This window comes from Microbacterium sp. P5_B6 (genome assembly GCF_056400345.1).
On record NZ_JBFULL010000007.1, the window covers coordinates 145,627 to 171,496 of the forward strand.

The 25,870-nt window shown below is 69.8% G+C and carries 27 protein-coding genes and 1 tRNA gene; 8 read left to right on the forward strand and 20 right to left on the reverse strand.

Annotation, left to right across the window (positions count from 1 at the left end; translation table 11 throughout):
- Positions 1-21: 21 nt before the first annotated feature.
- The 6 genes from mutM to AC1DP3_RS11985 form a co-directional block, all read right to left on the reverse strand.
- Positions 22-939 carry a bifunctional DNA-formamidopyrimidine glycosylase/DNA-(apurinic or apyrimidinic site) lyase gene (mutM, locus tag AC1DP3_RS11960; protein WP_477293519.1) on the reverse strand — a complete coding sequence of 306 codons (918 nt, stop codon included), beginning with the start codon at positions 937-939 and terminating at the stop codon, positions 22-24.
- Positions 932-1,624 carry a ribonuclease III gene (gene rnc / locus AC1DP3_RS11965; protein ID WP_477293521.1) on the reverse strand — a complete coding sequence of 231 codons (693 nt, stop codon included), beginning with the start codon at positions 1,622-1,624 and terminating at the stop codon, positions 932-934. Before rnc ends, mutM begins: the two co-directional genes overlap by 8 nt.
- Before the next feature lie 16 nt (positions 1,625-1,640).
- Complete coding sequence (gene rpmF, locus AC1DP3_RS11970) at positions 1,641-1,850, reverse strand: 50S ribosomal protein L32 (RefSeq protein WP_028495421.1); 210 nt, start codon at positions 1,848-1,850, stop codon at positions 1,641-1,643.
- Between the two features lie 42 nt (positions 1,851-1,892).
- Complete coding sequence (locus AC1DP3_RS11975; protein ID WP_477293669.1) at positions 1,893-2,354, reverse strand: YceD family protein; 462 nt, start codon at positions 2,352-2,354, stop codon at positions 1,893-1,895.
- A gap of 122 nt (positions 2,355-2,476) precedes the next feature.
- A complete protein-coding gene (gene coaD, locus AC1DP3_RS11980; RefSeq protein ID WP_477293523.1) occupies positions 2,477-2,971 on the reverse strand; it encodes a pantetheine-phosphate adenylyltransferase in 495 nt (164 codons plus the stop codon).
- A 40-nt stretch (positions 2,972-3,011) separates the two neighbouring features.
- Positions 3,012-5,165 carry an ATP-dependent DNA helicase RecG gene (locus AC1DP3_RS11985; RefSeq protein ID WP_477293525.1) on the reverse strand — a complete coding sequence of 718 codons (2,154 nt, stop codon included), beginning with the start codon at positions 5,163-5,165 and terminating at the stop codon, positions 3,012-3,014.
- A gap of 50 nt (positions 5,166-5,215) precedes the next feature.
- Between AC1DP3_RS11985 and rsmD the strand changes: the two genes are divergently transcribed.
- Complete coding sequence (rsmD, locus tag AC1DP3_RS11990; protein ID WP_477293527.1) at positions 5,216-5,797, forward strand: 16S rRNA (guanine(966)-N(2))-methyltransferase RsmD; 582 nt, start codon at positions 5,216-5,218, stop codon at positions 5,795-5,797.
- Here the strand turns inward: rsmD and thiL are convergent.
- Entirely contained in the window at positions 5,767-6,750 is a 984-nt protein-coding gene (gene thiL, locus AC1DP3_RS11995) for a thiamine-phosphate kinase (protein WP_477293529.1), read from the reverse strand. The two genes, rsmD and thiL, sit on opposite strands and share 31 nt — an antisense overlap.
- 334 nt (positions 6,751-7,084) lie before the next feature.
- On the opposite strand from thiL, the gene AC1DP3_RS12000 reads away from it, so the two are divergent.
- On the forward strand, positions 7,085-7,573 hold the full coding sequence (locus AC1DP3_RS12000; RefSeq protein ID WP_477293531.1) for a DUF3515 family protein: 489 nt from the start codon (positions 7,085-7,087) through the stop codon (positions 7,571-7,573).
- Here the strand turns inward: AC1DP3_RS12000 and AC1DP3_RS12005 are convergent, their stop codons facing one another.
- The 7 genes from AC1DP3_RS12005 to AC1DP3_RS12035 form a co-directional block, all read right to left on the reverse strand.
- Positions 7,574-8,665 carry a D-alanine--D-alanine ligase family protein gene (locus AC1DP3_RS12005; RefSeq protein ID WP_477293533.1) on the reverse strand — a complete coding sequence of 364 codons (1,092 nt, stop codon included), beginning with the start codon at positions 8,663-8,665 and terminating at the stop codon, positions 7,574-7,576.
- Positions 8,565-9,698, reverse strand: coding sequence for an NAD(P)H-dependent glycerol-3-phosphate dehydrogenase (locus AC1DP3_RS12010; RefSeq protein ID WP_477293535.1), 1,134 nt, complete (start codon positions 9,696-9,698; stop codon positions 8,565-8,567). The genes AC1DP3_RS12005 and AC1DP3_RS12010 overlap by 101 nt, the downstream gene beginning before the upstream one ends.
- On the reverse strand, positions 9,688-10,458 hold the full coding sequence (locus AC1DP3_RS12015) for a lysophospholipid acyltransferase family protein (RefSeq protein WP_477293537.1): 771 nt from the start codon (positions 10,456-10,458) through the stop codon (positions 9,688-9,690). The genes AC1DP3_RS12010 and AC1DP3_RS12015 overlap by 11 nt, the downstream gene beginning before the upstream one ends.
- Positions 10,459-10,461: 3 nt before the next feature.
- A complete protein-coding gene (gene murA, locus AC1DP3_RS12020) occupies positions 10,462-11,832 on the reverse strand; it encodes a UDP-N-acetylglucosamine 1-carboxyvinyltransferase (protein WP_477293538.1) in 1,371 nt (456 codons plus the stop codon).
- 81 nt (positions 11,833-11,913) lie between these two features.
- Complete coding sequence (gene leuD / locus AC1DP3_RS12025; protein WP_477293541.1) at positions 11,914-12,510, reverse strand: 3-isopropylmalate dehydratase small subunit; 597 nt, start codon at positions 12,508-12,510, stop codon at positions 11,914-11,916.
- Between the two features lies 1 nt (position 12,511).
- Positions 12,512-14,005 carry a 3-isopropylmalate dehydratase large subunit gene (gene leuC / locus AC1DP3_RS12030; protein ID WP_477293543.1) on the reverse strand — a complete coding sequence of 498 codons (1,494 nt, stop codon included), beginning with the start codon at positions 14,003-14,005 and terminating at the stop codon, positions 12,512-12,514.
- A gap of 160 nt (positions 14,006-14,165) precedes the next feature.
- Positions 14,166-15,242 carry a TerC family protein gene (locus AC1DP3_RS12035; RefSeq protein ID WP_477293545.1) on the reverse strand — a complete coding sequence of 359 codons (1,077 nt, stop codon included), beginning with the start codon at positions 15,240-15,242 and terminating at the stop codon, positions 14,166-14,168.
- 447 nt (positions 15,243-15,689) lie between these two features.
- On the opposite strand from AC1DP3_RS12035, the gene AC1DP3_RS12040 reads away from it, so the two are divergent.
- A complete protein-coding gene (locus AC1DP3_RS12040) occupies positions 15,690-16,244 on the forward strand; it encodes an RNA polymerase sigma factor (RefSeq protein ID WP_477293671.1) in 555 nt (184 codons plus the stop codon).
- Positions 16,241-17,422 (forward strand): DUF4349 domain-containing protein, encoded by a 1,182-nt coding sequence (locus tag AC1DP3_RS12045; protein WP_477293546.1) that lies wholly within the window; start codon positions 16,241-16,243, stop codon positions 17,420-17,422. The genes AC1DP3_RS12040 and AC1DP3_RS12045 overlap by 4 nt, the downstream gene beginning before the upstream one ends.
- A gap of 52 nt (positions 17,423-17,474) precedes the next feature.
- Here AC1DP3_RS12045 and AC1DP3_RS12050 read toward each other — a convergent pair.
- From AC1DP3_RS12050 to AC1DP3_RS12060, 3 genes are all read right to left on the reverse strand, one after another.
- Positions 17,475-17,559 (reverse strand) — tRNA-Leu (locus AC1DP3_RS12050).
- A gap of 70 nt (positions 17,560-17,629) precedes the next feature.
- The gene (locus AC1DP3_RS12055; protein WP_477293548.1) at positions 17,630-18,718 is read right to left on the reverse strand and encodes a VIT1/CCC1 transporter family protein; all 1,089 of its coding nucleotides are present in this window, start codon (positions 18,716-18,718) and stop codon (positions 17,630-17,632) included.
- 113 nt (positions 18,719-18,831) lie between these two features.
- Positions 18,832-20,721: a DEAD/DEAH box helicase gene (locus tag AC1DP3_RS12060; RefSeq protein WP_477293550.1), complete on the reverse strand. Its 1,890-nt coding sequence runs from the start codon at positions 20,719-20,721 to the stop codon at positions 18,832-18,834.
- Positions 20,722-20,845: 124 nt separating this feature from the next.
- Between AC1DP3_RS12060 and AC1DP3_RS12065 the strand changes: the two genes are divergently transcribed.
- The gene (locus tag AC1DP3_RS12065; protein WP_477293552.1) at positions 20,846-21,745 is read left to right on the forward strand and encodes an SGNH/GDSL hydrolase family protein; all 900 of its coding nucleotides are present in this window, start codon (positions 20,846-20,848) and stop codon (positions 21,743-21,745) included.
- On the opposite strand, the gene AC1DP3_RS12070 is transcribed toward AC1DP3_RS12065, so the two are convergent.
- Positions 21,742-22,548, reverse strand: coding sequence for a TrmH family RNA methyltransferase (locus AC1DP3_RS12070; protein WP_477293554.1), 807 nt, complete (start codon positions 22,546-22,548; stop codon positions 21,742-21,744). The genes AC1DP3_RS12065 and AC1DP3_RS12070 overlap by 4 nt on opposite strands.
- Positions 22,549-22,632: 84 nt before the next feature.
- Between AC1DP3_RS12070 and AC1DP3_RS12075 the strand changes: the two genes are divergently transcribed.
- The 3 genes from AC1DP3_RS12075 to AC1DP3_RS12085 are packed head-to-tail and all read left to right on the forward strand — an operon-like array spanning position 22,633 to position 24,497.
- A complete protein-coding gene (locus tag AC1DP3_RS12075) occupies positions 22,633-23,478 on the forward strand; it encodes a Sir2 family NAD-dependent protein deacetylase (RefSeq protein ID WP_477293673.1) in 846 nt (281 codons plus the stop codon).
- A 43-nt stretch (positions 23,479-23,521) separates the two neighbouring features.
- Positions 23,522-24,121 (forward strand): histidine phosphatase family protein, encoded by a 600-nt coding sequence (locus AC1DP3_RS12080; RefSeq protein WP_477293556.1) that lies wholly within the window; start codon positions 23,522-23,524, stop codon positions 24,119-24,121.
- A gap of 10 nt (positions 24,122-24,131) precedes the next feature.
- Positions 24,132-24,497: an iron chaperone gene (locus tag AC1DP3_RS12085; protein ID WP_477293558.1), complete on the forward strand. Its 366-nt coding sequence runs from the start codon at positions 24,132-24,134 to the stop codon at positions 24,495-24,497.
- Between the two features lie 25 nt (positions 24,498-24,522).
- Here AC1DP3_RS12085 and AC1DP3_RS12090 read toward each other — a convergent pair whose 3' ends face one another.
- On the reverse strand, positions 24,523-25,332 hold the full coding sequence (locus AC1DP3_RS12090; RefSeq protein ID WP_477293559.1) for an HpcH/HpaI aldolase/citrate lyase family protein: 810 nt from the start codon (positions 25,330-25,332) through the stop codon (positions 24,523-24,525).
- On the reverse strand, positions 25,329-25,865 hold the full coding sequence (locus AC1DP3_RS12095; protein ID WP_477293561.1) for a MaoC family dehydratase: 537 nt from the start codon (positions 25,863-25,865) through the stop codon (positions 25,329-25,331). The genes AC1DP3_RS12090 and AC1DP3_RS12095 overlap by 4 nt, the downstream gene beginning before the upstream one ends.
- Positions 25,866-25,870: the final 5 nt, after the last annotated feature.

Consider the following 25,870-nt stretch of genomic DNA (forward strand, 5'->3'; position numbering starts at 1 on the left):
CGCCTCGACGAGGTGCCGCTCTCACGCCGCGGGCGGCACCTTCTGGCAATGCGGGCAGAAGTGGCTCGACCTGTTCATGAACGACACGCGCACGATCGGCCGGCCACAGCGGGCGCACGGCTCGCCGGTCCGGCCGTAGGCGTTCAGCGAATGGGCGAAGTAGCCGGCCTGGCCGTTGACGTTGACGTACTGCGCGTCGAAGCTCGTGCCGCCTTCGGCCAGCGCCTTCTCGAGCACCGCCCGCACCTCCGCGAGGAGCCGCCCGATCGCGCGCGACGACAGCGAATCCGCACGCGTCTCGGGATGGATGCGGGAGGCCCACAGCGCTTCGTCGGCATAGATGTTGCCGATCCCGCTCGCGACGGTCTGATCGAGCAGCACACGCTTGATCGCCGACCCCTTGCGCCCGACCGCCGCGCGGAAGAGCCGATCGGAGAAGGCGGGGTCGAGCGGATCGCGCGCGATGTGCGCGACCTGGCTGGGAACGGATGCGTCGGCGGTTCCGCGGCCGCCGGGCGCAGCATCCGGAGTCGGAACGAGATGATCGACGGCGAGAGACCCGAAGGTACGCTGGTCGGCGAACACGACGGCGAGCTCTCCGTGCTCCGGATGCTGGATGTCGATGCGGACGCGCTCGTGCCGCTCGGGCGCAGCACCGGGGGCGCGCAGCAGAAGCTGGCCGCTCATTCCCAGGTGGCCCACGACGGCCTCGTGGGCGGCAGCATCCGGGCGTGAGGCGAGCGGGAGCCACAGGAACTTGCCCCGGCGCGCGGCCGCCGCGATGACGCGCCCCGTGAGGGCAGCCTCGAAGTCGGCGCCCCCGCCGCGATGACGGGTCAGCGCCCGCTCGTCGAGCACCGTGACAGCGGCGATGGTCGCACCGGTGACCGCAGGCTCGAGTCCTGCCCGGACGACCTCGACCTCGGGAAGCTCAGGCACGTCCGCTGAGCAGGTGCCACGCCGCGAGGGCGGCCGCCGCCTCGGCGTGCTTCTTGCTCGTGCCCGTCCCGTCGGCCGTGACATCTCCCGCGGTCACGGTCGCCGTGAAGCGGCGTTCGTGGTCGGGGCCCGTGGAGGCGACGACGTACACAGGCGGCGCGACCTGCTTGCGCGCCGCGAGCTCCTGCAGGCTCGTCTTGGGATCCATCGCAGCGCCGTAGCGATCAGGGTCGCGGAAGAGCGGCTCGATGAGCCGCAGCACGAGGTCCGTCGCGGCATCCGGACCCACCGAGAGGTAGGTCGCACCGATGATCGCCTCGAGGGTGTCGGCGAGGATCGAGTCCTTGTCCTTGCCGCCGGTCAGCTGCTCGCCGCGTCCGAGGAGGATGTGCTCCCCGAGCCCGATGCGCCGAGCAACGGCGGCCAGCGCGACGGTCGAGACGACCGCCGCTCGACGCTTCGCGAGCGAGCCTTCATCGAGATCCGGATGCTCGGTGTACAGCCGGACCGTCACGGCCTGTCCGAGCACCGAGTCGCCGAGGAACTCGAGGCGCTCGTTGTGCGGGATCTGCCCCTGCTCGTACGCGTACGAGCGGTGGGTGAGCGCAAGCGAGAGAAGCTCGGCGTCGATATCGACACCGAGCTTCTCTGCGAGGGCTGTGCGCCCTGAAGTGACCTGCGTCACGTCGCTGCGCGAGCGATCAGACGTCAGCGACCTTGCGGCCCTTGTACTCGAGGAACAGCTCAGTGCCCTGCGAGTCGGTGACGACCTTCGCCTGGTGGGGACGGCTGTAGACGACCTTGCCGTTCTCGACGGTGGTGGTCAGCGTGATGGGCGCCGCCTTCCACTGCGCACGACGTGAACGAGTGTTCGAGCGGGAGACCTTCCGCTTCGGGGGGTTACCTGCCATGGCTTGCTCTCTTCTGTGTTCTCGACGCCGAGGCGCGTTGCTTCAGTCGTCGCGGTCTGAGGTGTAGTCCTGGAGCGCGGCCCAACGTGGATCGAGGGGCTCGTGCTGCTCTGAACCGGTCTTCTCGGTCAGCCGCTCGCCCGTGACCGGATCGAGGCCGGGGCAATCCGGCTGACAGACCGGTTGAAACGGGAGCGACAGGACAATCGCATCCCTGACGGGAGTTTCAAGATCCACGTGGTCGTCTTGAACCTCGAAGTCAGTTGCTTCTGCTCCAGGATACGCGAAAAGCTCCTGAATCTCGACTTGGAGGGGCTCGGCGATGTCACGCAGGCACCGGCCGCACACTCCCGTGTACTCCGTGTCGATCTCGGCGGTCACGAGGATGCCCTCGTGGACCGACTCGAGCCGGACGTCGACGGCGACCGTCTCGCCCTCTGCGACGGAGACCAGTCCTTCGCCCCATTTGGCCGGGGCGGCGATCTCGAGCGAGTGCTCGCGCATCTCGCCCGGGCGGTGCACGATGTCTCGGACGTTGAGGTCCAGGGGTCCGTTTCGGCGCTTTCTCACGGTCGTCAATGCTACCGGCGCGCGGCTGTGGACCGGCCGAGCGGAAGCGTCCCGCGTCAGATCTCGGCGGGGGTTCCCAGGAAGCGCGCGACGGCGGGCGGGACGAACGGCGACACATCGCCGCCCAGCGATGCGACCTGGCGCACGAGCGAACTCGACACGAGCGCGTGCGCGGGGTCGGGCAGCAGGAACACCGTCTCGACGTGCGCAAGATGGCGGTTGACGATCGCCATCGGCGTCTCATAGGCGACGTCCACCTGTGAGCGAATGCCCTTCACCAGGACGCCCGCGCCGACATCGGTCGCGTAGTCCACCAGCAGACCCATGCTCCATGAGGCGACGACGACATCGGCCTCGATGTCGCTCTCGGCGATCGACTGCTCGATCAGCGTGAGGCGATGGGCAATGGGCAGCATCGCCTCTTTGCCGGGGTTGTGCACCACGAGCACGTGGAGCTGGTCGTAGAGGCCGGCTGCGCGACGGATGACGTCGAGGTGCCCGAGCGTCGGCGGGTCGAACGACCCCGGGACGACGGCGATCCGGTTGTTCATGCGCTCCACCCTACTTGCGGTGGATGCGGCGGCTCGCGCCTCAGTTCTTGGCGAGGGCCGCGCGCTCCTCCATGCCCACCCGGCGCTCGATCGCGGCGGCGAGGCCGCCGTGCTCTCTGAGCGAAGGATCGGCCTCGAGCACGCGCTCCGCGGCATCCCGGGCCGTGGCGATGAGGTCGGCGTCCTTGACGACCCGCAGGAGGCGCAGCGACGAACGGGCGCCCGACTGCGCGCCGCCCAGCACATCGCCTTCGCCGCGCAGCTCGAGGTCGACCTCGGCCAGGGCGAACCCGTCCAGCGTCGCCGCGACGGCCTCGACCCGCTCACGGGCGGAGGTGCCGGCGGGTGCCTCGGTGACGAGCAGGCAGAGGCCCGGGATGCCGCCGCGCCCGACGCGGCCCCGCAGCTGGTGCAGCTGCGAGACGCCGAACCGATCCGCCTCGAGGATGGCCATGGTCGAGGCGTTCGGCACATCGACGCCGACTTCGACGACCGTCGTCGCGATGAGGACGTCGATGTCGCCGCGGGCGAAGGCCTGCATGACGGCATCCTTCTCGTCGGAGGGCATCTTTCCGTGCAGGATCTCGACGCGGATCCCCTCGTAGCCCGGCTGCCGGGAGAGGAGATCGGCGACCTGCACGACGCCCCACCGGGTGCGGGTCGGCGGCTCGTCGACGGGCTCGTCGGCGGTGTCGTCCTTCGTCGCGGTCTCGGCGTCGATGGCGGGGCAGACGACGAACGCCTGCCTGCCGAGCCCGACCTCTTCGACGATCCGCTCCCACACCCTGCCGAACCAGGCCGGCTTCTCGGCGAGCGGCGCGACGAAGGTCTGAATTCCGGCGCGACCCTCGGGCATCGTGCGGATGGTCGAGACGTCGAGGTCGCCGAACACGGTCATGGCGACCGTGCGGGGAATGGGGGTCGCCGTCAGCACGAGCGCGTGCGGAGACGATCCCTTGGCGCGCAGCGACTCACGCTGATCGACGCCGAATCGGTGCTGCTCGTCGACGACGACGAGCCCGAGGTCGGCGAAAGTCGTGGAGGCGCTGAGGAGCGCGTGAGTGCCCACGACGATCCTGGCCTGGCCCGACGCGACGCGGAGGGCCGCCTTCCGGCGCTCCGCCGCCGTCAGCTGGCCCGTGAGGAGAGTCGGCATGAGCTCGGGGGCGAGCTGGGGCCCCAGCATCCGGGCGATCGATCGAACGTGCTGTCCGGCGAGCACCTCGGTCGGCGCGATGAGGGCCGATTGGCCTCCGCTCTCGGCCACCTGGAGCATGGCTCGCAGCGCGACGAGGGTCTTGCCCGAGCCGACCTCGCCCTGCACCAGCCGATTCATCGGCCAGTCCCCCTGCAGGTCGCGCGCGACCTGGTCGCCGACCGTCACCTGGTCGGGGGTGCGCGGAAAGGGCAGGCGCTCGTCGAACCGCTCGAGGAGGGCGCCGGGCTCGCGCTTCGTGGCCGACAGCGCGCGCACGAACTGGCGCTGCTGGAGGAGGGCCGCCTGGAGCACGAACGCCTCCTGCCACCGCAGCGTCTCGCGCGCCTGCTCGATCTCGTCCTCGAATCCGGGACGGTGGATCCGCTCGAGCGCGGTGCGCGCGTCGAGCAGGCCGTGGCGCACTCGCACCGCCTCGGGCAGCGGGTCATCGATGGGGCCGAGAGCCGTGAGCACGATCTCGACGAACTTCGTGAACTGCCAGCTCGCGATGGTGCTGGTCGCCGGATAGATCGGGATGGGCAGACTCGCGTAGGCCTGGGCGTTGAGTCGCGCCGTGTCTTCGTCGTCGAAGAGCTCGTAATCCGGGTGCGCGAGCTGCTTCGCACCCCGGTACTCGCCCACCTTGCCGGCGAAGATGCCTCGCCGACCGGGCTGCAGCTCCTTGCTGCGCCAGGACTGATTGAAGAAGGTCAGCGAGAGATCGCCCTGGCCATCGCTGATGACGACCTCGAGGATGGAGCCCTTGCGGTTCTGCATGCGCCGCTCGGTGGCGCGCCGCACTTCGGCCACGATCGTGACCGGCTCGCCGATCGGAAGAGACGAGATCGGGGTCAGCTCACCGCGAAGGGCGTACCGGCGGGGGTAGTGCGCCAACAGGTCGCCCACCGTCTTCATGCCGAAGGCGCGCTCGAGGGCCGCCGCCGTCTTGCCCCCCACAGCACCGTCCAGGCGCGAGTCGAGGGTGTGGCCGGCCATGCGTCCACTCTAGACACGGCCTCGGACGCGGCGGTTTGTAGGCTGGCAGGGTGACCCGCATCATCGCCGGACGTGCCGGCGGCACGACCCTCGAGGTCCCCGGCGCCGGGACCCGCCCCACGAGCGATCGCGTGCGCGAATCGCTCTTCGGCGCCCTGGAGTCGGCCGAAGCGCTGCGAGGCGCCCGCGTCGTCGACCTCTACGCCGGGTCGGGAGCGCTCGGCCTCGAGGCGGTCAGCCGGGGAGCGGCATCCGCGGATCTCGTCGAGCGCGCCGGGCCGGCCGCGACGATCGTGCAGCGCAACGCCGCGCGGGTCGCCAAGGCGACGGGAAGGGATGCTCCGATCAGAGTGCACCGGGTGAGCGTCGCCGCCTACCTCGGCCGCGCGCCGGGGCCCTTCGACCTGGCTTTCCTCGATCCGCCGTACGACCTGACGGATGCCGACCTCACCGCGGATCTCACTGCGCTTCGGCCGCTGCTGACGGACCACGCCGTGGTCGTCGTCGAGCGCGGCCGCCGCTCGCCCGCCCCGGCCTGGGAGGAAGCCGGCCTCGAGCCGCTCCGCGACCGCACCTACGGCGACACGACGCTCTGGTGGGCTCAGCCCCGCGTCGCGTCCCAATCGCTGTAGGGGTCCCATCCGCCGCGTCCTGACGGCACCTGACCATCCACGAGGACCGGTGCCGACCCTGCCGTCTCGACGCGCCCGATGGGGCGAAACCCTTCGGGAAGGACGCCCGCCGAAGGGAACGCGGCGAGAAGGCCGTGGTCTTCACCCCCGCTGAGCGCCGGTTCCCGGCCCACGGCCTCGGCGTCGATGACGATCGTGACATCCGACGCGGCGGCCATGCGACCGGCATCGAGGACGAGCCCGTCCGACACGTCCATCAGGGCCGTCGCACCGGCGTCCGCGGCGACGGGACCGAGGGCGATGGGGGGCGACGGACGCAGCTGCGCGGCGAGATCGGCCGCCTCGCTGTCGCTGAGCTCCCCCGGATCAACGGGAATGGGCGTGCCCGCGGCATCCCGGAAGCGCCCGAAAAGCAGCGCGAGTCCTCGGGCGGCGCTTCCGAGCTCGCCCGCGATGGCGAGGACGTCGCCCGGTCGCGCACCGGAGCGGAGGACGGGAGCGCGGCCGTCGAGCGACCCCAGGGCGGTCACGGCGATGGTCAGGGTATCCGAGACGGTCAGGTCGCCGCCCTCCACCGCGCAGCCCGGGGCGAGGGCGTCGCACCCCGCCTTGAGGCCGTCGGCGAGCCCCTCCACGAAGGAGAGGCGCGTGGCATCGGGGATCGCGAGCGCCACGAACAGCGCGGTCGGCCGTGCTCCCATCGCCGCGATGTCGGCGAGATTGACGGCGGCCGACTTCCAGCCGAGATCGAACGCGCTGGACCACGCCAGACGGAAGTCGGGTCCGTGCACAAGGGTGTCCGTCGTCGCCACGACCCGCCCGTCGGGGGCCGCGATCACCGCCGCGTCATCTCCGGGCCCGACCAGAGCTGAGGACACACCCAGGCGCGCGCGGATCGCCCGCAGCACCGCGCCCTCGGAGATGGTCCCCACGGCGGGGTCGGCGGCGGTCATCCCTCAAAAGTACTCGGGTGGCGGAAAGTGCTCAGGTCCAGCCGAGGGTTTCGCCCCCGCGAGGCGCCGTTCAGGTGTTCGGTCCTGAGCAGTTTCCGCCGCGCCTCGAAGAGCGCCCGGGCAGAAAGTGCTCAGGCCCAGCCGCCAGTCTCGGCCCCGCAAAGCGCCGTTCGGCTGTTCGGTCCTGAGCAGTCTCCGCCGCGCGCCGAGGAGCGCCCGGGCGGAAAGTGCTCAGGCCCAGCCGCCAGTCTCGGCCCCGCAAAGCGCCGTTCGGCTGTCCGGTCCTGAGCAGTTTCCGTCCGCGCCTCGAAGAGCGCCCGGGTAGCCTGGATTGATGCTCTCCGTCCGTCGCTCCGTGGTCGCCGGACTGGTCGTCCTCGCCGGCCTCCTGGCGGGCTGCAGCTCCACGGTGACGCTCGAGCCGGCCGCGCTCGCCAACGACCCGCGGTGCGCCGATGTCATCGTGCGCCTGCCATCCACCGTCGACGGACAGGCACGGCGGTGGACGGATGCCCAGGCCACAGGAGCGTGGGGCGACCCCAGCGCCGTCCTGCTCACGTGCGGCCTGGAGCCGCCCGGGCCCTCGACGCTCCGCTGCATCACAGTCTCCGGAGTCGACTGGCTCGTCGACGAGACCGAGTCGCCGCGCTTCCGGCTGACGACGTACGGGCGCACCCCGGCCGTCGAGCTGTACGTCGACAACACGCTGGTCTCGCCGAACAACGTGCTCTCGGCGCTCGCCGGCTCAGTCGGGCAGCTGCCCGAGAATGCCGAGTGCACAGCGCCAGAGGCCCCGATCGACGAGCAGGAATCCGCGGGGTGATCAGGCCGCGCGCTCGAGCGCGGTGTCGACGAGCTCCGAGATCAGCTCGGGGTAGGTCATGCCCGATGCCAGCCAGCACTTGGGGAACATCGAGATCGGCGTGAAGCCCGGCATCGTGTTCAGCTCGTTGACGAAGATGCCCTCGGCGGTCACGAAGAAGTCGACGCGGGCAAGGCCGCGTCCGTCGACGGCGTCGAATGCCCGGATGCCGAGCTCCTGGACCGCCGAGATCTCGTCGTCCGTCAGATCGGCGGGGCACACGACCTCTGCCCCGTCGCCCCCGAGGTACTTGCCCTCGAAGTCGTAGAACTCCCGGGTCGTCAGCACGATCTCACCCGGGAGGGATGCGCGGGTGGAGCCGCCGCGGCGGCCCTCGAGGACCGCCACCTCGACCTCGCGGCCGACGATCGCCGACTCGATGAGCACCTTGTCATCTTCGGCGAAGGCGAGCGCAAGCGCGCCTTCGAGCTCCGACGCGTCGTGCACCTTCGACACGCCCACGCTCGACCCCGCACGGGCGGGCTTGACGAACGTCGGCTCCCCGAGGGTGGCGGCATCCGCTCTCACCCGCTCCGGGTCGGCCTCCCACTGGGATCGCGTCACGGTGACCCACGGCGCAACGGCAACGCCCGCGGCCTGCAGCACGATCTTCATGAAGTGCTTGTCCATGCACAGGGCCGAGTCGAGCACTCCGCCCCCCGCATACGGAAGCGCCAGCGTGTCGAGGAACCCCTGGACCGTGCCGTCCTCTCCGTGGAGTCCGTGGAGGATCGGCAGGACCACGTCGACGGCGCCGAGCGCGTCGATCGATCCGTCGGCGCGACGCACGCGGAGCACGCGATCAGAGCCGCCCTCGGGCCAGACGATGCGCGTCCCGTTGTCCGTCACCGCGGGAAGCTTCTCGGCGTCCAGGGCGAACTTGTCGGGATCATCGTCTTCGAGCACGAAGACGCCGTCACGCGTGATCCCGACCGGGATCACGCTGTAGCGGTCACGGTTGATCGCGCGGAGGACGCCTCCCGCTGTTGCGGAGCTGATCGAGTGTTCGCTGGAGCGACCTCCAAAGAGCACCACCACCGCCGGCTTGTCCATTCTGCGTCCTCTCGCCTTTCGGCTCGTCATCGTCGGTTGTGAGGTGCGGGGCGATCTCCCGCGGGTCCATCGTGCCGTCGAGCACGCGCTTGACCTGCTCGACGATCGGCATCTCGATGCCCGCATCCTTCGCGAGCTGGAGGATGGGCGCGACCGAGGCGAGCCCCTCCGCCGTCTGATTCATCTGCTTCACGACGTCCTGGAAGCTGTAGCCCTGCCCCAGGAGCCGGCCCGCCGTGTTGTTGCGGCTGAGGGGCGACTGGCACGTCGCGATGAGATCGCCGAGCCCCGCGAGACCCTGCAGCGTCTCGGTGTGGGCGCCCTGAGCGACCGCGAAGTCGGTCATCTCGACGAGGCCGCGAGTGATGATGGACGCCTTGGTGTTCTCGCCGTAGCCGACGCCGTCGACGATGCCGATCGCAACCGCGATCAGGTTCTTCAGGACGCCGCCGAACTCGGTGCCGATGACATCGGTGTTCACGAACGAGCGGAAGTAGCGATTGCGCGCGCGGCGGGCGACCGCGTCCGCCGTCTCCTGGCTTATCGAGGCGATCACCGCGGCCGTCGGCTGCTCGCGTGCGATCTCGAGCGCGAGGTTGGGACCGGAGGCGACGGCGATCCGGGCAGGGTCGCAGTCGAGCTCCTGCTGGATCACCTGACTCATGCGCAGCCCGGTGCGTCGTTCGACGCCCTTCATGAGAGAGACGATCGGCACGTCCGTGTTCGAGACGAGCGGGCGCACCGCCTTGAGGTTCTGGCGGAGCGCCTGACTGGGCACCGACAGATAGATCTGGTCTGCACCCTCGAGGGCCTCGGACAGATGGTGCGTGGCCGAGATCTCGCGAGGCAGGTTGATGCCGGGAAGGTACTGGCTGTTGCGCTTGGCCTCGTCGATCTCGTGCGCGAGCTCGGGTCGCCGCGCCCACATCGTGACACCTGCACCGCCGTCGGCGAGGATCTTGCCGAATGTGGTTCCCCAGCTGCCCGCGCCGATGACGGCGACGCGCGGCAGCGAATCCTGCCTACGACTCAAGGCGACCCGTCTCCTTCTGCCCGTGATCCGAGGGGTTCCAGCGCTCGGCGGGCGCCGCCTCGCCGCGGATGCGTGCGAGCAGCTGTGAGATGTCCGACATCACGACGTCGGTCGCCGCCACGAGACTCGCCGGCTGGGCCTGTGCTCCACGGAAGCGCGACAAGTCCACGGGCTCGCCGATGATCACGCGCACGGGACGGCGAAGGGGCCACAGCTTCAGCTTGCCGTAGCGGGGAAGGACGGCCTGGCAGCCCCACTGCGCCATCGGGATCACCGGGATGTCGTCAGTCAGCGCGAGGCGTACGGCTCCGGTCTTTCCGCGCATCGGCCACATGGCGGGGTCGCGCGTGAGGGTGCCTTCCGGGTACACGATCACGCCCCGGCCGAGGTCGACCAGGGTCGCAGACGTCTCGAGGGTCCGACGGGCCGATGCCGCCGAGGATGACCGGGCAACGGGAACCATGCCGGTGATCCGGAGGATCCACCCCAGCACCGGAACCCGGAAGAGCGACTCCTTCGCCATGAATCGCGGAGCGCGGCCCGCCTTCCACACCGCCAGGGCGACGGCCAGAGGATCGGACTCCGAATAGTGGTTGGGCGCCAGGACGTAGGCGCCTTCCCGTGGGAGGTTCTCGGCGCCTTCGATCTCGAGCTTGAACAGCAGGGAGATGAGCGGCGCGATGACCGCAGCGAGCGGCCAGAAGACGCTCGGACGCGACTTCTCGCTCGAAGCCCGCAGCTTGGGCGAAGTGCCGGCCATCGACTACTCGATGACGTCGAAGTCGGCGCCCAGGGCGTCGAGCTTCGCGAACAGCTTCTCGTAGCCGCGGCGGATGATCCCCACATTGCGCACGACCGACTCGCCTTCGGCTGCGAGCGCCGCGATGAGATAGCTGTAGCCGCCGCGGAGGTCGGGCACGACCACATCTGCGCCGTGGAGCGGCGTCGGGCCGTTGATGACCGCCGCCTGCTCGAGCGCCCGGCGAGGCACCCGGCGATCCGGGCTGTCGATTCCATCGGGGTGGACGACGATGTCGGCGCCCATCTGCACGAGGGCCTCCGTGAATCCCAGCCGGTTCTCGTACACCGTCTCGTGGACGATCGAGCGACCCGTCGCCTGGGTGAGCGCCACGATGAGCGGCTGCTGCCAGTCGGTCATGAAGCCGGGATGCACATCGGTCTCGACGACCACGGGCTTGAGCGGGCCGCCGCGGCGGAACTGGATGCCGTCCTCATGGACGTCGAACTCGCCGCCCGCTTTGCGGTACACGTTCAGGAACGTCAGCATCTCCTGCTGCTTCGCCCCGCCGACGAAGATGTCGCCGTCGGTCGCGAGGGCCGMGCACGCCCACGAGGCGGCCTCGTTGCGGTCGAAGATGCACCGGTGGTCGTATCCCCGCAGCGAATCGACCCCCTCGATGAGGATGACGCGGTTCGGCTCGTACGAGATGATCGCGCCCATCTTCTGCAGCACCGCGATCAGGTCCATGATCTCGGGCTCGATGGCGGCGTTGCGCAGCTCGGTGACGCCCTTGGCGCGCACCGCGGTCAGCAGCACCTGCTCGGTCGCGCCGACGCTCGGATAGGGCAGTTCGATGTTCGCGCCGTGCAGGCCGTTGGGGGCGGTGATCCGGATGCCCTCGTAGGTCTTGTCGACGATGGCTCCGAATGCGCGCAACGCGTCCATGTGGAAGTTGATCGGCCGGTCGCCGATGCGACAGCCGCCGAGATCCGGAATGAGCGCCTCACCGAGGAGGTGCAGCAGCGGACCGCAGAACAGGATCGGGATGCGGGATGCCCCGGCGTGCGCGTCGATCTCCTCGAAATGCGCCGACACGGCGCCGCTCGGGTCGAAGACGAGGGATCCCTCTTCTTCGCCGTCCACGACGGTCACGCCGTGGACCTCGAGGAGCGACCGGACGACCTGCACGTCGCTGATATCCGGCACGTCGCGCAAGGTGCTCGTCGTCTCTCCGAGGAGAGCGGCGACCATCGCCTTGGTCGCGAGGTTCTTCGCGCCCTTCACTTCGACGCGGCCCGACAGCGGGCGTCCGCCGCGGATGGCTAGGGTCTCTCCGGACAATTCCTTGGCTCCTGCCTTCGGGTGCGCCGAGTCGCTCAGGAGTGTGTCCATCCGGGGTGACCTCACTTGTCGGTTCGAGGAAGCGAGGCAGCCCTGGTGGGGCGGATCCTCGCTGGGCGGGAACGTCTTAGCTTACGGAATCGGAAGCGTCCGTGGCCGCCACGCCTCGCGACGGGACTCGAATTCGGCGATCTTTGCTTCGCTGCGCAGGGTCAGCCCGATGTCATCGAGGCCCTCCAGAATGCGCCACCTCGTGTAATCGTCGATCTCGAAATCCACCGTCAGTCCGCCGATGGCGGCGGTGCGAGCCTGCAGGTCGACGGTCATCTCGGATCCCGGATGAGCCTCGATGGCCGCCCAGATCGCCTCGATGTCACTCTCCGACACGGCTGCGGCGACGAGTCCCTGCTTGCCCGCGTTGCCGCGGAAGATGTCGGCGAATCGGGGGCTCAGCACGACGCGGAACCCGTAGTCGCGGAGCGCCCAGACGGCGTGCTCGCGGCTGGAGCCTGTACCGAAGTCGGGGCCGGCGACCAGGATCGAGGCCCCGGCATTCGCGGGCTGGTTGAGGACGAAATCGGGATCCTGGCGCCAGCTCGCGAACAGCGCATCCTCGAAGCCCGTCTTCGTGACGCGCTTCAGGTACACCGCGGGGATGATCTGGTCGGTGTCGACGGCCGAACGGCGCAGCGCCACCGCGACGCCCGTGTGAGTGGTGAACTTCTCCATGTCAGGCCTCGACCTTCACGCGAGCGGGCGTATCGAGATCGCTCGGGCTCGAGAGGGTGCCGCGCACGGCGGTCGCGGCGGCGACGAGAGGTGAGACCAGGTGCGTGCGCCCGCCCTTGCCCTGGCGGCCCTCGAAGTTGCGGTTCGACGTGGAGGCGCACCGCTCGCCGGGGGCGAGCTGGTCCGGGTTCATGCCCAGGCACATGGAGCATCCCGCGAAGCGCCACTCGGCGCCGAAGTCCAGGAACACCTTGTCGAGGCCCTCGGCCTCGGCCTCCAGGCGCACCCGCGCCGAGCCGGGCACCACCATGACGCGCACGCCGGGCGCCTTCGTCCGACCGCGGACGATCGATGCGAACGCGCGCAGGTCCTCGATCCGGCTGTTGGTGCACGAGCCCATGAAGACGGCATCCACCGGGACGTCCTTGAGGCGCGTCCCCGGCTGCAGGTCCATGTACTCGAGCGCGCGCTCGGCGGCTGCGCGCTCGTTCGGGTCGGCGAAGGCCGAAGGAGTGGGGACGACGTCGCTCAGCGAGACGCCCTGACCGGGGTTCGTCCCCCAGGTCACGAACGGCTCGAGCTCGCCCGCGTCGAGGAACACCTCGGCGTCGTACACGGCGCCCTCGTCGCTGGGCAGCGTGCGCCAGTAGGCGACGGCATCCTCCCAGTCCTGGCCCCGGGGGGCGTGGTCGCGCCCCTCCAGGTACGCGAACGTGGTCTCATCGGGCGCGACCATGCCGGCGCGGGCGCCGGCCTCGATCGACATGTTGCAGATCGTCATGCGGCCCTCCATCGAGAGCGCACGGATCGCGGAGCCGCGGAACTCCAGGACGTAGCCCTGGCCGCCGTTCGCGCCGATCTTCGCGATCACCGCGAGGATGATGTCCTTCGCCGTGACTCCGGGCTTCAATTCACCCTCGACGGTGATGGCCATCGTGCGGAAAGGCTTCAACGGCAGGGTCTGGGTCGCCAGGACGTGCTCGACCTCGCTGGTGCCGATGCCGAACGCCATCGCGCCGAAGGCGCCGTGCGTGGAGGTGTGCGAGTCGCCGCAGACGACGGTGATCCCCGGCATGGTGAGGCCGAGCTGCGGCCCCACGACGTGGACGATCCCCTGCTCCTTGTCGCCCAGCGAGTGCAGGCGCACCCCGAACTCGGCGGCGTTCCGCCGCAGCGTCTCGATCTGCGTCCGGCTCGTCAGGTCGGCGATCGGCTTGTCGATGTCGAGCGTCGGCGTGTTGTGATCCTCGGTCGCGATCGTCAGATCCAGCCGCCGCACGGGCCGGCCCTCCGCACGCAGACCGTCGAAGGCCTGCGGGCTCGTCACCTCGTGCACCAGGTGCAGGTCGATGTAGATGAGGTCCGGCTCGCCGTTCTCGCCCTTGACGACCAGATGGTCGTCCCACACCTTCTCGGCGAGGGTGCGGGGGCGGTCCGGAATGCCGGACGTCGCGTCAGCGGTCAGTGGAACAGCATCGGAAAAGGGGGTGTTCATTGCTCTGTCGTTCTCCTCGGGAGGTGGATCAAGCCCGCAAAGGACTCCGCGACGAGGACGGGCTCAGAACGAGGTCTCGTCGCGGCCGCTAAGGAGAAGGCGAGCGATCCGCACCCGCCCAGGCTACCACCGGGTGCGGGTGCGGATCGCTCGGCGCCCGTCAGCGCTTGTCGTCGCCTGTCTGCGGCTGCTCGACGGTGGGCGGCGTGCCTTTCTCGTCTGCGACCGCGGCGGCCGCAGCATCCGGAGTCAGCGCCTTCGCTTCGCGAGAAGACGAGACGAGGCTCGCGATCGTGGCGACCGCCATGGAGAGGATGATCACGACGAGCGACGTGAAGGTCGAGATCTCGGGTGCCCACGGGACCGGCTCGCCCCCGTTGATGAACGGCAGCTCGTTCGTGTGCAGGGCGTGGAAGAAGAGCTTCACACCGATGAAGCCGAGGATGAACGCGATGCCGTAGTGCAGGTATTTGAGGCGATCGAGGAGTCCGCCGAGCAGGAAGTACAGCTGCCGCAGCCCCATGAGCGCGAACAGGTTCGCCGTGAAGACGATGAACGGGCTCTGCGTGATGCCGAAGATCGCCGGGATCGAGTCGATCGCGAAGATGAGGTCGGTGAACCCGATCGCGACGAAGACGAGGACCATCGGCGTCCAGATCTTCTTGCCGTCGACGACGGTGCGCAGCTTCGCTCCGTCGTACTCCTCGCTGATGTCGACGAAGCGGCGGGTGAAGCGGACGATGCCCGCCTCGGCCTGCGCGTCGTTCTCGTGGGCCTTCGGGAACGCCTGCCGCCACGCCGTGAAGACGAGGAACAGTCCGAAGATGTAGAAGATCCAGCTGAACTGCTCGATGAGGGCCGCCCCGAGCATGATGAAGATCGCCCGCAGGATGAGGGCGATGATGATGCCCACCATCAGGACTTCCTGCTGGTAGCGCCGCGGAACGGCGAACTGGGCCATGATCAGCACGAAGACGAACAGGTTGTCGATCGAGAGGCTGTACTCCGTCAGCCAGCCGGCGAGGAACTCCCCCATCGCCTGGGGACTGTCGGTCACGCGGTAGAGCACGAACGCGAAGATGAGGGCGAGCGTCACATAGAAGACGACCCACAGGGTCGCTTCCTTCATCGACGGGATGTGCGGCCGCTTGAGGATGATCAGCAGATCGGCGATGAGGACCAGCGTCAGCACGACAAGCGCGCCGATCTGGAACCAGACGGGGATCTCGTACGTCATGGAAGCCTTTCGGAGAGTGGTCGCTAGGGCCGAAAGTCTCTCCCCCGCGAAAGCGGCGCGCGCCCGGGGGCCGACAGAGGACCCCGTGATGACGGACGCGCGAGACGGGATACTCCCTCTCGTTCCGAACACGATACCGGCCGGGGCGGCGGCATGGGTTTCGGGCGCGCGTCAGCAAGCCGGGGGTTTGGGGCGGAGCCCCATTAGGCGGCGCGCGTCAGCAAGCCGGGGGTTTGGGGCGGAGCCCCGTCAAGCGCATCGCGTCAGCAAGCCGGGGGTTTGGGGCGGAGCCCCATTGAGTGGCGCGCGTCAGCAAGCCGGGGGTTTGGGGCGGAGCCCCATTAGGCGCATGAAGGATGCCGGTACCGCATCTGAGACGGTCGCCTCCCTGGCGACACATGACAGGTGAGAGACAATGAGGCGCTGGCCTCGCCGGACGGACGATGGATGACCGAGATCGAAGCGACGGATGCCGCATTGGTGCGTGCAGCCTCGGATGGCAGCGAGATGGCCTTCCGGGCGCTGTACCGCGCGTACGTGCGACCCGTGTACTGGATTGCGCACGGACTCGTGGGCAATGCGGCCGACGCCGAGGACGTGACGCAGGAGACGTTCCTGGCCGCGTGGCGGAAGCTGCACGGCTTCGAGCTCGCGGGAGACTCGCTCCTCCCCTGGCTTGCGACCATCTGCCGGTTCCAGGCGGCGAATCGCATCCGCCGGCAGCGGAGGGACCGTGATCACGGAGCCGGGGCGGCGGATGAGAGCCTGCCTGCGACGGTCGACGTCGAACAGCAGGTGATCGACGGGGATCTGGCCGAGCGCATCCTGCGCGCGGTGTCGGGGCTGAGCGAGCTCGACCGCGAGATCTTCCGGCTCTGCGCCGCCGAGGGGTACGCCTACCAAGCGGCCGCCGACCAGCTGGGCGTCGCGCACGGCGTCGTCCGCAATCGTCTCTCCCGGATCCGCACGCGCCTGCGGACGACTGTCGAGGAGAGCACATGAACACCACAGCCGGTGACACACCGCGCGCCGCCGAGCCCTTGGACGGGGCGGCCGGCCTGCCCGTGATCGACGATGACACGATCGAGAGGATCGAGTCGCGGGTCTTCGCGGGGATAGCCCACGATCGCACCGCCGAGCGCGCGCACCGCGCCCGCCGCGGCCGCTGGTGGATCGGCGGGGCCGCCGCCGCGGCCGTCGTGGTCGTCGCGGTCGCGATCGCGCCGATGGTGGTCCCCCTCGTCTCGGGAAGCTCGGGCTCCGCCGTCGACGAGGCCGGCTCCGCTCCTGCGGTGGCGCCCGAAGCGGCGACCGGCGATTCCGGCGGTGCTCCGGACGGCGCCCGCGACATCGCGCAGCAGGACGCCGCATCCGTCCCCCTCGCCGACTCGGCGTCGGGACGGGACATCATCACGACCGCATCGGCGACCGTCGTCGTCGACGACGTCACGCAGGCCGCGAGCGACATCGCCGCCTCCGCGCAGGCGCACGGGGGCTACGTCGAGTCGATGAGCATCGGCCAGACCGGCGTGGTGTACCCGGTGGACCCGAACGGCGTCACCTACGACAGCACTTATCCGAATCCCTACCCTTCACCCGACGGCGCCTGGATCTCGGTGCGGGTCCCGGCCGACGAGCTGAGCACGATGGTGGACGAGCTCGCGGGCATGGGCGAGGTGACCGCGTCGACGGTCAACCGTCAGGACGTGACCGAGCAGACGATCGACCTGCAGGCGCGCATCGACGCCGCTCAGACGTCTGTCGACCGGCTCCTGGAGCTCATGACGCAGGCGGGCAGCCTCTCCGACCTGATCGCCGCCGAGGCCGCGCTGTCGGAACGGCAGGCGACGCTGGAGTCCTACCAGCAGCAGCTCGAGTCGCTCGAGAGCCAGATTCAGATGTCGACGCTGTCGGTGACGCTCGTGCCCAAGTCGGAGGCAGTTGAAGCGGACCCCGCCGGGTTCAGCGACGGCCTGGTGGCGGGGTGGAACGGCTTGGTGGCCACGCTCAACGGCATCGTCATCGCGCTGGGATTCCTGATCCCCTGGATCGCCGTCGCCGCGGTCATCGCACTGATCGTCTGGGGCATCATGCGGCTGGTGAAGCGTCGTCGCGCCCGTCCGGCACCTCGGCCGTCAGAGCCCTCCCAGCCGGTGGAGGACTCGACACCGGCGGGGTGAGAATGCGGGAGAAATGAAGAAGGCCCCCTTTCGGGGGCCTTCTTCATTTCTGTGCGCGAGGGGGGACTTGAACCCCCACGCCCTATGCGGGCACTAGCACCTCAAGCTAGCGCGTCTACCTATTCCGCCACCCGCGCATTCAGTTGTTTTCGGTTTTGCAACCGAGGAACGACATTATCACGTTCTGCGACGGCCGAAGAACCGGGGTCACCCCATGGTGACCCCGAAAGCGAGGCCCAGAAGGTACGTGATGGCCGCCGCGCCGAAGCCGATGGCGAGCTGCCGAACGGCGCGCGCGACCGGCGACGCGCCCGAGAGCAGACCGACGGTCGCGCCGGTGGCGAGGAGTGCGATCCCCACGAGCACGAGCGCCCAGATGATCGCGGCCAGCCCGGTGAGGCCGAAGATCCACGGCAGAACAGGGATGATCGCCCCCGAGGCGAAGAACAGGAAGCTCGAGAGTGCGGCGCCCCACGCTGCGCCGACGACCTCGTGGTCATCGGCAGCCTCGACGGGAAGCCGGTAGGGGACCGAGCGATCGGCGGCCTGCGCCGTGGCGACAACGCGACGTGCACGGTCGAGGGCCTCCTCGGCCGTCATCCCGCGAGTGCGATAGACGAGTGCCAGCTCATTGGCGTCGAGGTCCAGATCGGGCAGCGCCGCATCGGCGAAGTTGTTGGGCTGCGTCGCCTCGAGCAGTTCCCGCTGGGAGCGCACGGAGACGAACTCCCCCGCGCCCATCGAGAGCGCCCCCGCGAGGAGCCCCGCGACGCCGCTGAAGAGCACGAACTGCGAGGAGACACCCGTCGCACCGATGCCCATCACGAGCGCGAGGTTGGAGACGAGGCCGTCGTTGGCGCCGAACACGGCGGCGCGGAAGGTGCCCGACAGCCTGCGGCGGCCGCGTGCGGCGAGACCGCGGACGACCTCATGGTGGATCTTCTCGTCGGCGGCCATCGCGGGCGTCGCGAACGGCTCGTCGTCGTACGGGGAGCGCCCCTCCGCGTTCTGAGCGAGCGCGAGGACGAAGATCGAGCCGAATCGCCGTGCCATGACCGCGAGGACCCGTGTTCCGATTCCGGGTCGCGGCAGCCGACCCGGTTCTCCGCCGAGAAGGTCGAGCCAGTGGGCCTCATGCCGGCCCTCGGCCTCCGCCAGCGCGAGCAGGATCTCGCGCTCCTCACCGGAGCGGCGCGCAGCGAGCTCGCGGTACACGCGAGCCTCAGCGCGCTCGCTGACCAGGTATCTGGCCCAGCGACGTCGGTCGCGGGCGGTGGGGGCGGCGGGCGCGCTCAAAGAAGCCTCCGAAGGCTGCGGTGCGGGTGGGGATCACTCCACGGTAATCAGGTGACGGATGCCGAGCCCGCCGAACGCCGTGATTGACAGCATTTCGGCGCCCCGAACGAGCCTCAGGACCGCACCCTCGCACGAAGCACATCGATACGGGCCTGCAGCTGCGCCACGGTGGCCTGCGACACCGCAGGTCCGCCGCAGATGCGCCGCAGCTCGGCATGGACCGAGCCGTGCGGCTCGCCGGACTGCCGTGCGTAGAGGCCCACGAGGCTGTTCAGCAGCTGACGCTGCTCGCCCAGCGTGCGGTGCAGGGACTGCGGCGGCGTGTGCACCGCATCGCCGCCGGGAGCGGCATCCGTCGCCTCCCTCGCCTTGCGATGACGGGTCTGGCGCGCCTGGCGCTGCATGAGCAGATCGTGGACGTGCTCGGGCTCGAGCAGGCCCGGGAGCCCGAGGAACTCCTCTTCCTCGGGGGTCCCGGGGATGGCGAGCTGCCCGAACTCACGCCCGTCGTAGAGGACGCGATCGAAATGCGCCTGCGAGCCGAGCGCCTGGTACGTGAACTCCTCGGTGAGGGCGTCGGATGCCTTGTCCTCCCGCTCGGCGGCGTCCATGAGGTCGTCGTCGAGCAGATCGTCGTCGCCGTCGCTGTCGCGATCGAGGGCGTGGTCGCGCTGCCGCTCCATCTCTCCGGCGAGTGCCAGGAGCTGGGGGACGTTGGGAAGGAAGACGCTGGCCGTCTCGCCGCGCCGCCGCGCTCGCACGAAGCGCCCGATCGCCTGGGCGAAGAACAGCGGCGTCGAGGCACTCGTGGCGTAGACGCCCACCGCGAGGCGAGGCACGTCGACACCCTCGGACACCATCCGCACAGCCACCATCCACCGGCTCGTGCTCTGGGAGAACTGCTCGATCCGAGCCGATGCCTCCGCCTCGTCCGACAGCACGATCGTGGGGGCCTCGCCCGAGATCTCGCGGAGGATCGCCGCGTAGGCGCGAGCGGCGGTCTGGTCCGTGGCGATCACGAGGCCGCCCGCGTCGGGCACCTGGGCGCGCACCTCGCTGAGCCGGCGGTCGGCGGATCGCAGCACCGCCGGGATCCACTCCCCCTCGGGATCGAGCGCCGTCCGCCAGGCTTGCGAGGTGATGTCCTTCGTGTTGTCCTGCCCGAGGTGCGCCTCCATCTCTTCACCCGTCTTCGTGCGCCAGCGCATCTGACCCGCGTAGACGAGGAAGATGACGGGTCGGACGACGCCGTCCTGGAGAGCGCGGCCGTAGCCGTAGGAGTAGTCCGTGCGCGAGACGCGGATGCCCTTCTCATCCGGGTGGTACTCGACGAACGGGATGGGAGCGGTGTCGCTGCGGAAGGGCGTGCCCGACAGGAGCAGCCGGCGCGTCGCACGCTGGTACGCCTCGCGCAGCGCGTCACCCCAGCTGAGGGCGTCACCGCCGTGGTGCACCTCATCGAGGATGACGAGGGTGCGCTTGTCGATCGTCAGGCGCTGGTGGACGGATGCCTTCACCGCGACCTGCGCGTAGGTCACCGCGACCCCGTGGTAGTGCCTGGCAGGCGCATAGTGCCTGTTGCTGAACGCCGGGTCGAGCCGGATGCCGACGCGGGAGGCGGCATCCGCCCACTGCGTCTTGAGGTGCTCAGTCGGGGCGACCACGACGAGGCGGTCGACGATCCCCCGGCGCAGGAGCTCACTCGCCAGCCTCAGCGCGAAGGTCGTCTTGCCGGCGCCGGGGGTGGCCGCGGCGAGGAAGTCCCGGGGCCCGCCGCCTGGACCGTCCGGCCCGTCCAGGCCGAAGTACAGATCGAGCGCCTCGGCCTGCCACGCCCGCAGCCGCTGAGCGGTGCCCCACGGCGCGCGCTGGGGGTAGGACGGCGATAGATTCTCAGCCGCGAAGCTCCCGATGTGGGGGGTGCCGTGATCGTCCGCGCGGGAGGCGCCGTCGAGCTCGCGTGCCGATTCGGGCGGAGCGGCGAGCGACAGGTCGTCGTCCATCGGCCCTCCTCCGTGTGCACCCGAAAGCACGAAGTGACCACGATAGACGAGGCGGACGACACCCGAGCACCCGCCGTCGGCGGCCAGGCAGACGATAGCCTGGTCAACGGTCAGAACCAGGAAGATGATGCAGACAGACGACGCAGCGACCCTCCTCCCCGAGCCTTACACGCATCCGTGGCGGCGCTACGTCGCGATCGGCGATTCGTTCACAGAGGGGGTCGGCGACCCCGAGCCGGACTCCCCCAACGGCCTGCGCGGCTGGGCGGACCGCGTGGCGGAAGTGCTGTCGCAGTCGGTCGATGACTTCGCCTACGGCAATCTCGCCGTCCGCGGCAAGCTGATCGCCCAGATCGCCGCCGACCAGATCGATCGGGCCCTGGCTCTGAGCCCCGCCCTCATCACCTTCTCGGCGGGGGGCAACGATGTGATCCGGCCGGGTGCCGATCCCGATGCCGTCGCCCAGCAGTTCGAAGACGCCGTCGTGCGACTGAGCGAGTCGAACGCGACCATCGTCGTCTTCACCGCGATCGACACGAACTTCACTCCGGTGTTCCGCGGCATCCGCGGGCGGGTGGCGATCTACAACGAGAACATCCGGGCGATCGCCGACCGGTACGACTGCGTCGTGGCCGACCAATGGGGCCTGCGCGAGGTGCAGGACATGCGCTTCTTCGATGACGACCGCCTGCACTACAACCGGCTCGGCCACCACGAGGTCGCCCGCATGGTCCTGCGCGCGCTCAACGTGCCCAACGACCTCCAGCCCATGCAGCCCGACCCGCTTCCGAACCGCACCTGGCGGGAAGCCCGGGCACACGACCTGGTGTGGGCGCGTGAATACCTCGTGCCGTGGGTGCTGCGGCGAGTCCGCCAGCAGTCGTCCGGTGACACCATCACGGCGAAGCGCCCCGACGCGCGGCCGATCGGTCGGCTCCTGCGCGCACAGGGTGGGGCTGTGGAGCGGCCCGAATCCGGCGAGCGCGACGAGTCGCAGCCGACGGCACCCGGCGAACTGGGCTAGCGGACCCGCAGCTCCCAGACGGCGACCGCCGAGGCGGCGGCGACGTTCAGCGAGTCCACGCCGCCGGCCATCGGGATGGTCACGACGGAATCCGCCGCCTCGATCGCCCGGCGGCTGAGTCCGTCGCCCTCGGCGCCGAAGAGCAGTGCGACCCGCTCGGGTGCGGCCTTCGCGAAGTCGTCGAGCGAGACGGCGCCGTCGGCGAGCGCGAACGCCGCGAGGTGGAACCCCTGATCGTGCAAGAGGCCGCGTGCCGCGCGCCACTCGGGCAGCCGTGCCCAGGGAACCTGGAAGACGGTTCCCATGCTCACCCGCACGCTGCGCCGGTACAGCGGATCGGCGCAGCGCGGGCTGACCAGCACCGCGTCCGCTCCGAGCGCCGCGCAACTGCGGAAGATCGCCCCGACATTGGTGTGGTCGACGATGTCCTCGAGCACGACGACACGGCGGGCGTCCGCGATCACCTCGGCGACGCTCGGAGGTGCCGGCCGATGCATCGCCGCGAGCGCGCCGCGGTGGACCGCGTACCCCGTGATGCCCTCCGACACCTCAGGGCTCACGACGTACACCGGCACATCGTCGTCGTCCGGAAGGATCGCATCGACATCCGGGAGCCACTTCTCCTGGACGAGCACGGAGCGCGGGCGATGCCCCGCTCCGACCGCCCGTGCGATCACCTTCGCGGACTCGGCGATGTAGAGCCCGCCTTCGGGCTCGAGCACGCGCCGGAGTGCGACGTCCGTCAGATCGCGGTAATCGGCGAGCCGGTCGTCGTCGGCGGAATCGATCCGGATGGCACGCATCCGTCCACCTTCCCACGGGCATCCTGTAACACGCCCGAAAAGCGGCGGGCGTACGCTCGAACCCGAGGGGGTGCCGTGGCGATCGTGACAGAGCTCGACGCGCACACGACCGACGCGATCTCGCGAGCGGTCGATGCCCTCGCGGGCCGGCGCATCGCGGTGCTGACGGGTGCAGGTGTCTCCACCGATTCCGGCATCCCGGACTATCGCGGAAAGGGCGCCCCCGTTCGGACGCCCATGACCGCGCAGAACTTCCTCACGAGCGACGCCGCGCGCCGCCGCTACTGGGTGGGCAGTCACCTCGGCTGGAAGGCGTTCGCCGCGGCCGAGCCGAACGCCGGTCACCGCGCCCTCTCGCGGCTCGAGCGCGACGGCATCGCGACGGGCGTCGTGACGCAGAACGTCGACGGGCTGCACCTGCGGGCCGGAAGCCACCGGGTCGTCGAGCTGCACGGCACGATGCGCAGGGTGTTCTGCACGCATTGCGGGCAGGTCTTCGACCGCCGCGATCTGGCAGCGCGCGTCGAGCGCGACAACCCGTGGATCGCGATTCCCGAGAACATGGCACTCGGGCCCGACGGCGACGTGCTGCCGGAGAGCTCGGACGGCTTCGTCGTGCCGGACTGCTCCGTCTGCGGCGGGATGCTGAAGCCCGACGTGGTGTTCTTCGGGGAGTTCATCCCCGCCGAGAAGTTCCGCGAGGCGGAGCAGCTCGTCCGCGCGAGCGACGCGCTGGTCGTGGCGGGATCCTCGCTCGTGGTCAACTCGGGGATCCGGCTCGTGGAGCGCGCTCGTCGCCGGCGGCTGCCGGTGGTCATCGTCAACCGCGGCGAGACGCGGGCCGATGCTCGCGCGACCGTGAAGGTGGAGGCGGGCACGAGCGACGTGCTCGAGGCGTTCGCCGATCTGCTCCCGACCCGTCGTCCGTGACGGGTCGGGGAGCCTCACAGGCCCGCGCCGTTAGGCTCGAAGGGTGACGACCCTCATCCTTGTGCGCCATGGCGAGACCGACTGGAACCGCGATCGACGCATTCAGGGGTCGACCGACATCCCGCTGAACGACACGGGTCGCGCGCAGGCGCGGGATGCCGCGACCGCTCTCCGTGACACGCTCGAGCTGCCGACCTTCGTGGTCTCGAGCGATCTGTCCCGCGCTCGGGAGACCGCCGAGATCATCGCGGCCGAACTGGACCTGCCCACGCCGCACCAGTACCCTCAGCTGCGAGAGCGCAGCTACGGCATCGCAGAGGGCATGCGCATCGAGGAGTATTTCGAGCGGTGGGGCGACTGGCAGGGTGCGGACGTCCCGGAGGCGGAGTCGCCCGAGGGGCTCCGCGAGCGGGCGGTCGCGGGCCTCAGCGTTGTCGTGAACGATGTCCGGCGCACGACCGCGCCGGCTGCGGCATCCGTCATCGTCGTCACGCACGGGGCGCTGATCCGCGAGGTGATCCGGCACGCGAGCGGCGGAACCCTCCCGCTCGACGGCGAGCGCCTGCCCAACGCGTCGGCGCACACCGTGCTCTTCGAGCGCGAGCGGCTGCGGCTGCTGTCGTACTCCCCCATCGCCGCGTAACCTCGGCGCCATGGCCGCGCCCCTCACTGTCGACGAGTACATCTCGGGGTTCCCGCCCGAGGTTGCCGACCGACTCAACCGAATCCGCAGCATCATCGTCGCAGCGGTGCGTGACGCGACCGGGCAGGAGCCCGAGGAGAAGATGCGCTACGGCATCGCCGCGGTCATGCTCGGCGGTCGCTACGCGCTGCACTACGCGGGATGGAAGAAGCACATCGGCCTGTACCCGGTGCCTGCGCTGTCCGACGCGCTCGAGTCGGAGATCGCGCCCTATCGGGCCGAGAAGGACTCGGTCGTCTTCCTCCACTCCAAGCCGCTGCCGGATGCGCTCATCGCACGTGTCGCCGCCGAGATCGTGGAGCAGCGCGCCCGCTGAGTCGCCCGGTCCGACGACGCGGCGGTCAGGACGCCGCGCGCTGCAGCACCGAGCGCGCGTGCCGCAGCACCGGTTCGTCGACCATGCGTCCCTCGTACGAGAACACTCCGCGCTCACTCTCCGCGGCGGCGAGCACGCCCCGCGCCCAGGCGACGCTTGCGCCATCCGGGCGATATGCGGCCCGGATCACCTCGACCTGGCTGGGATGGATGCACGCCGTCGCCGAGAAGCCCGTGGCGGCGGCATCCGTCGCCTCGATCCGGAGCCGCTTGAGGTCGGAGATGTCGAGCTGCACCGCATCGATCGCGGCCTTGCCGTGGGAGCCCGCCGCGAGGAGGGTCCGCGAACGGGCGTAGCGAGCGACATCCCGGTAGCGACCGTTGGGCTTGCGGCTCGACGTGCCGCCAAGGCTGGCGACGAGGTCCTCGGCTCCCCACATGAGGGCGACGACGTTGTCGCACGCGGCGATCCGATCGGCGTGCGTGACGCCCTTCGCGGTCTCGAGCAGCGCGATCAGAAGAAAGCGGCGGTCGATCTTCGCGATCCGTTTGGGAGTCTCGGCCTTGGCGATCATCACCGTGCGATAGTCGGTCTGCGAGAGGGTCTGGATGTCGGCATCGAACTCTCCCGTCCCGACCGGATTCACCCGGACGATGACCCGCGCGGGGTCGAGATCCGATTCGATGAGCGCGCCGCGAGCAGCCCTCTTGTCGGCGGGAGCGACCGCGTCTTCGAGGTCGAGGATGACGGCGTCCGCGCGATCGAGCGCCTTGCCGAACCGCTCCGGGCGGTCGGCGGGGCAGAAGAGGATCGCGGGCCCCAGATCGAAGGTCATGCCGGCCCTCCCGGAGCATCGTGATCCGCGTCCCGGCACCACATGAGCGCGACCCGCGTGGCGACGGCGACGACGACGCCGTCCTGGTTGCGACCGGTGTGCCGGAGGGTCACGATCCCCTGCCCGGGGCGCGAGGCCGATCTCCGCTTCTCGACGACCTCGGTCTCGGTGTAGAGGGTGTCGCCGTGGAAGAGCGGCGCCGGGAACGTCACATCGGTGAGGCCGAGCTGCGCGACCAGCGTCCCCTGCGTGATCTGTGAGACGGATGCTCCGACCATCGTCGCAAGGGTCCACATCGAGTTCATCAGCCGCTGTCCGAACGGCTCGGTCGCCGAGAAGGCGGCATCCAGATGCAGCGCCTGCCCGTTCATCGTGAGCGAGGAGAAGAGGACGTTGTCGGCCTCTGTGGCGGTCCGGCCCGGTCGGTGGGCGTAGCGGACTCCGACCTCGAGCTCTTCGTAGTACAGACCGCGCTGCACCACCGTCGGTGGCTGCCGCGCGGCGCTCTCGTCCCAGCCGGTGCCGTCGCCCACGATCG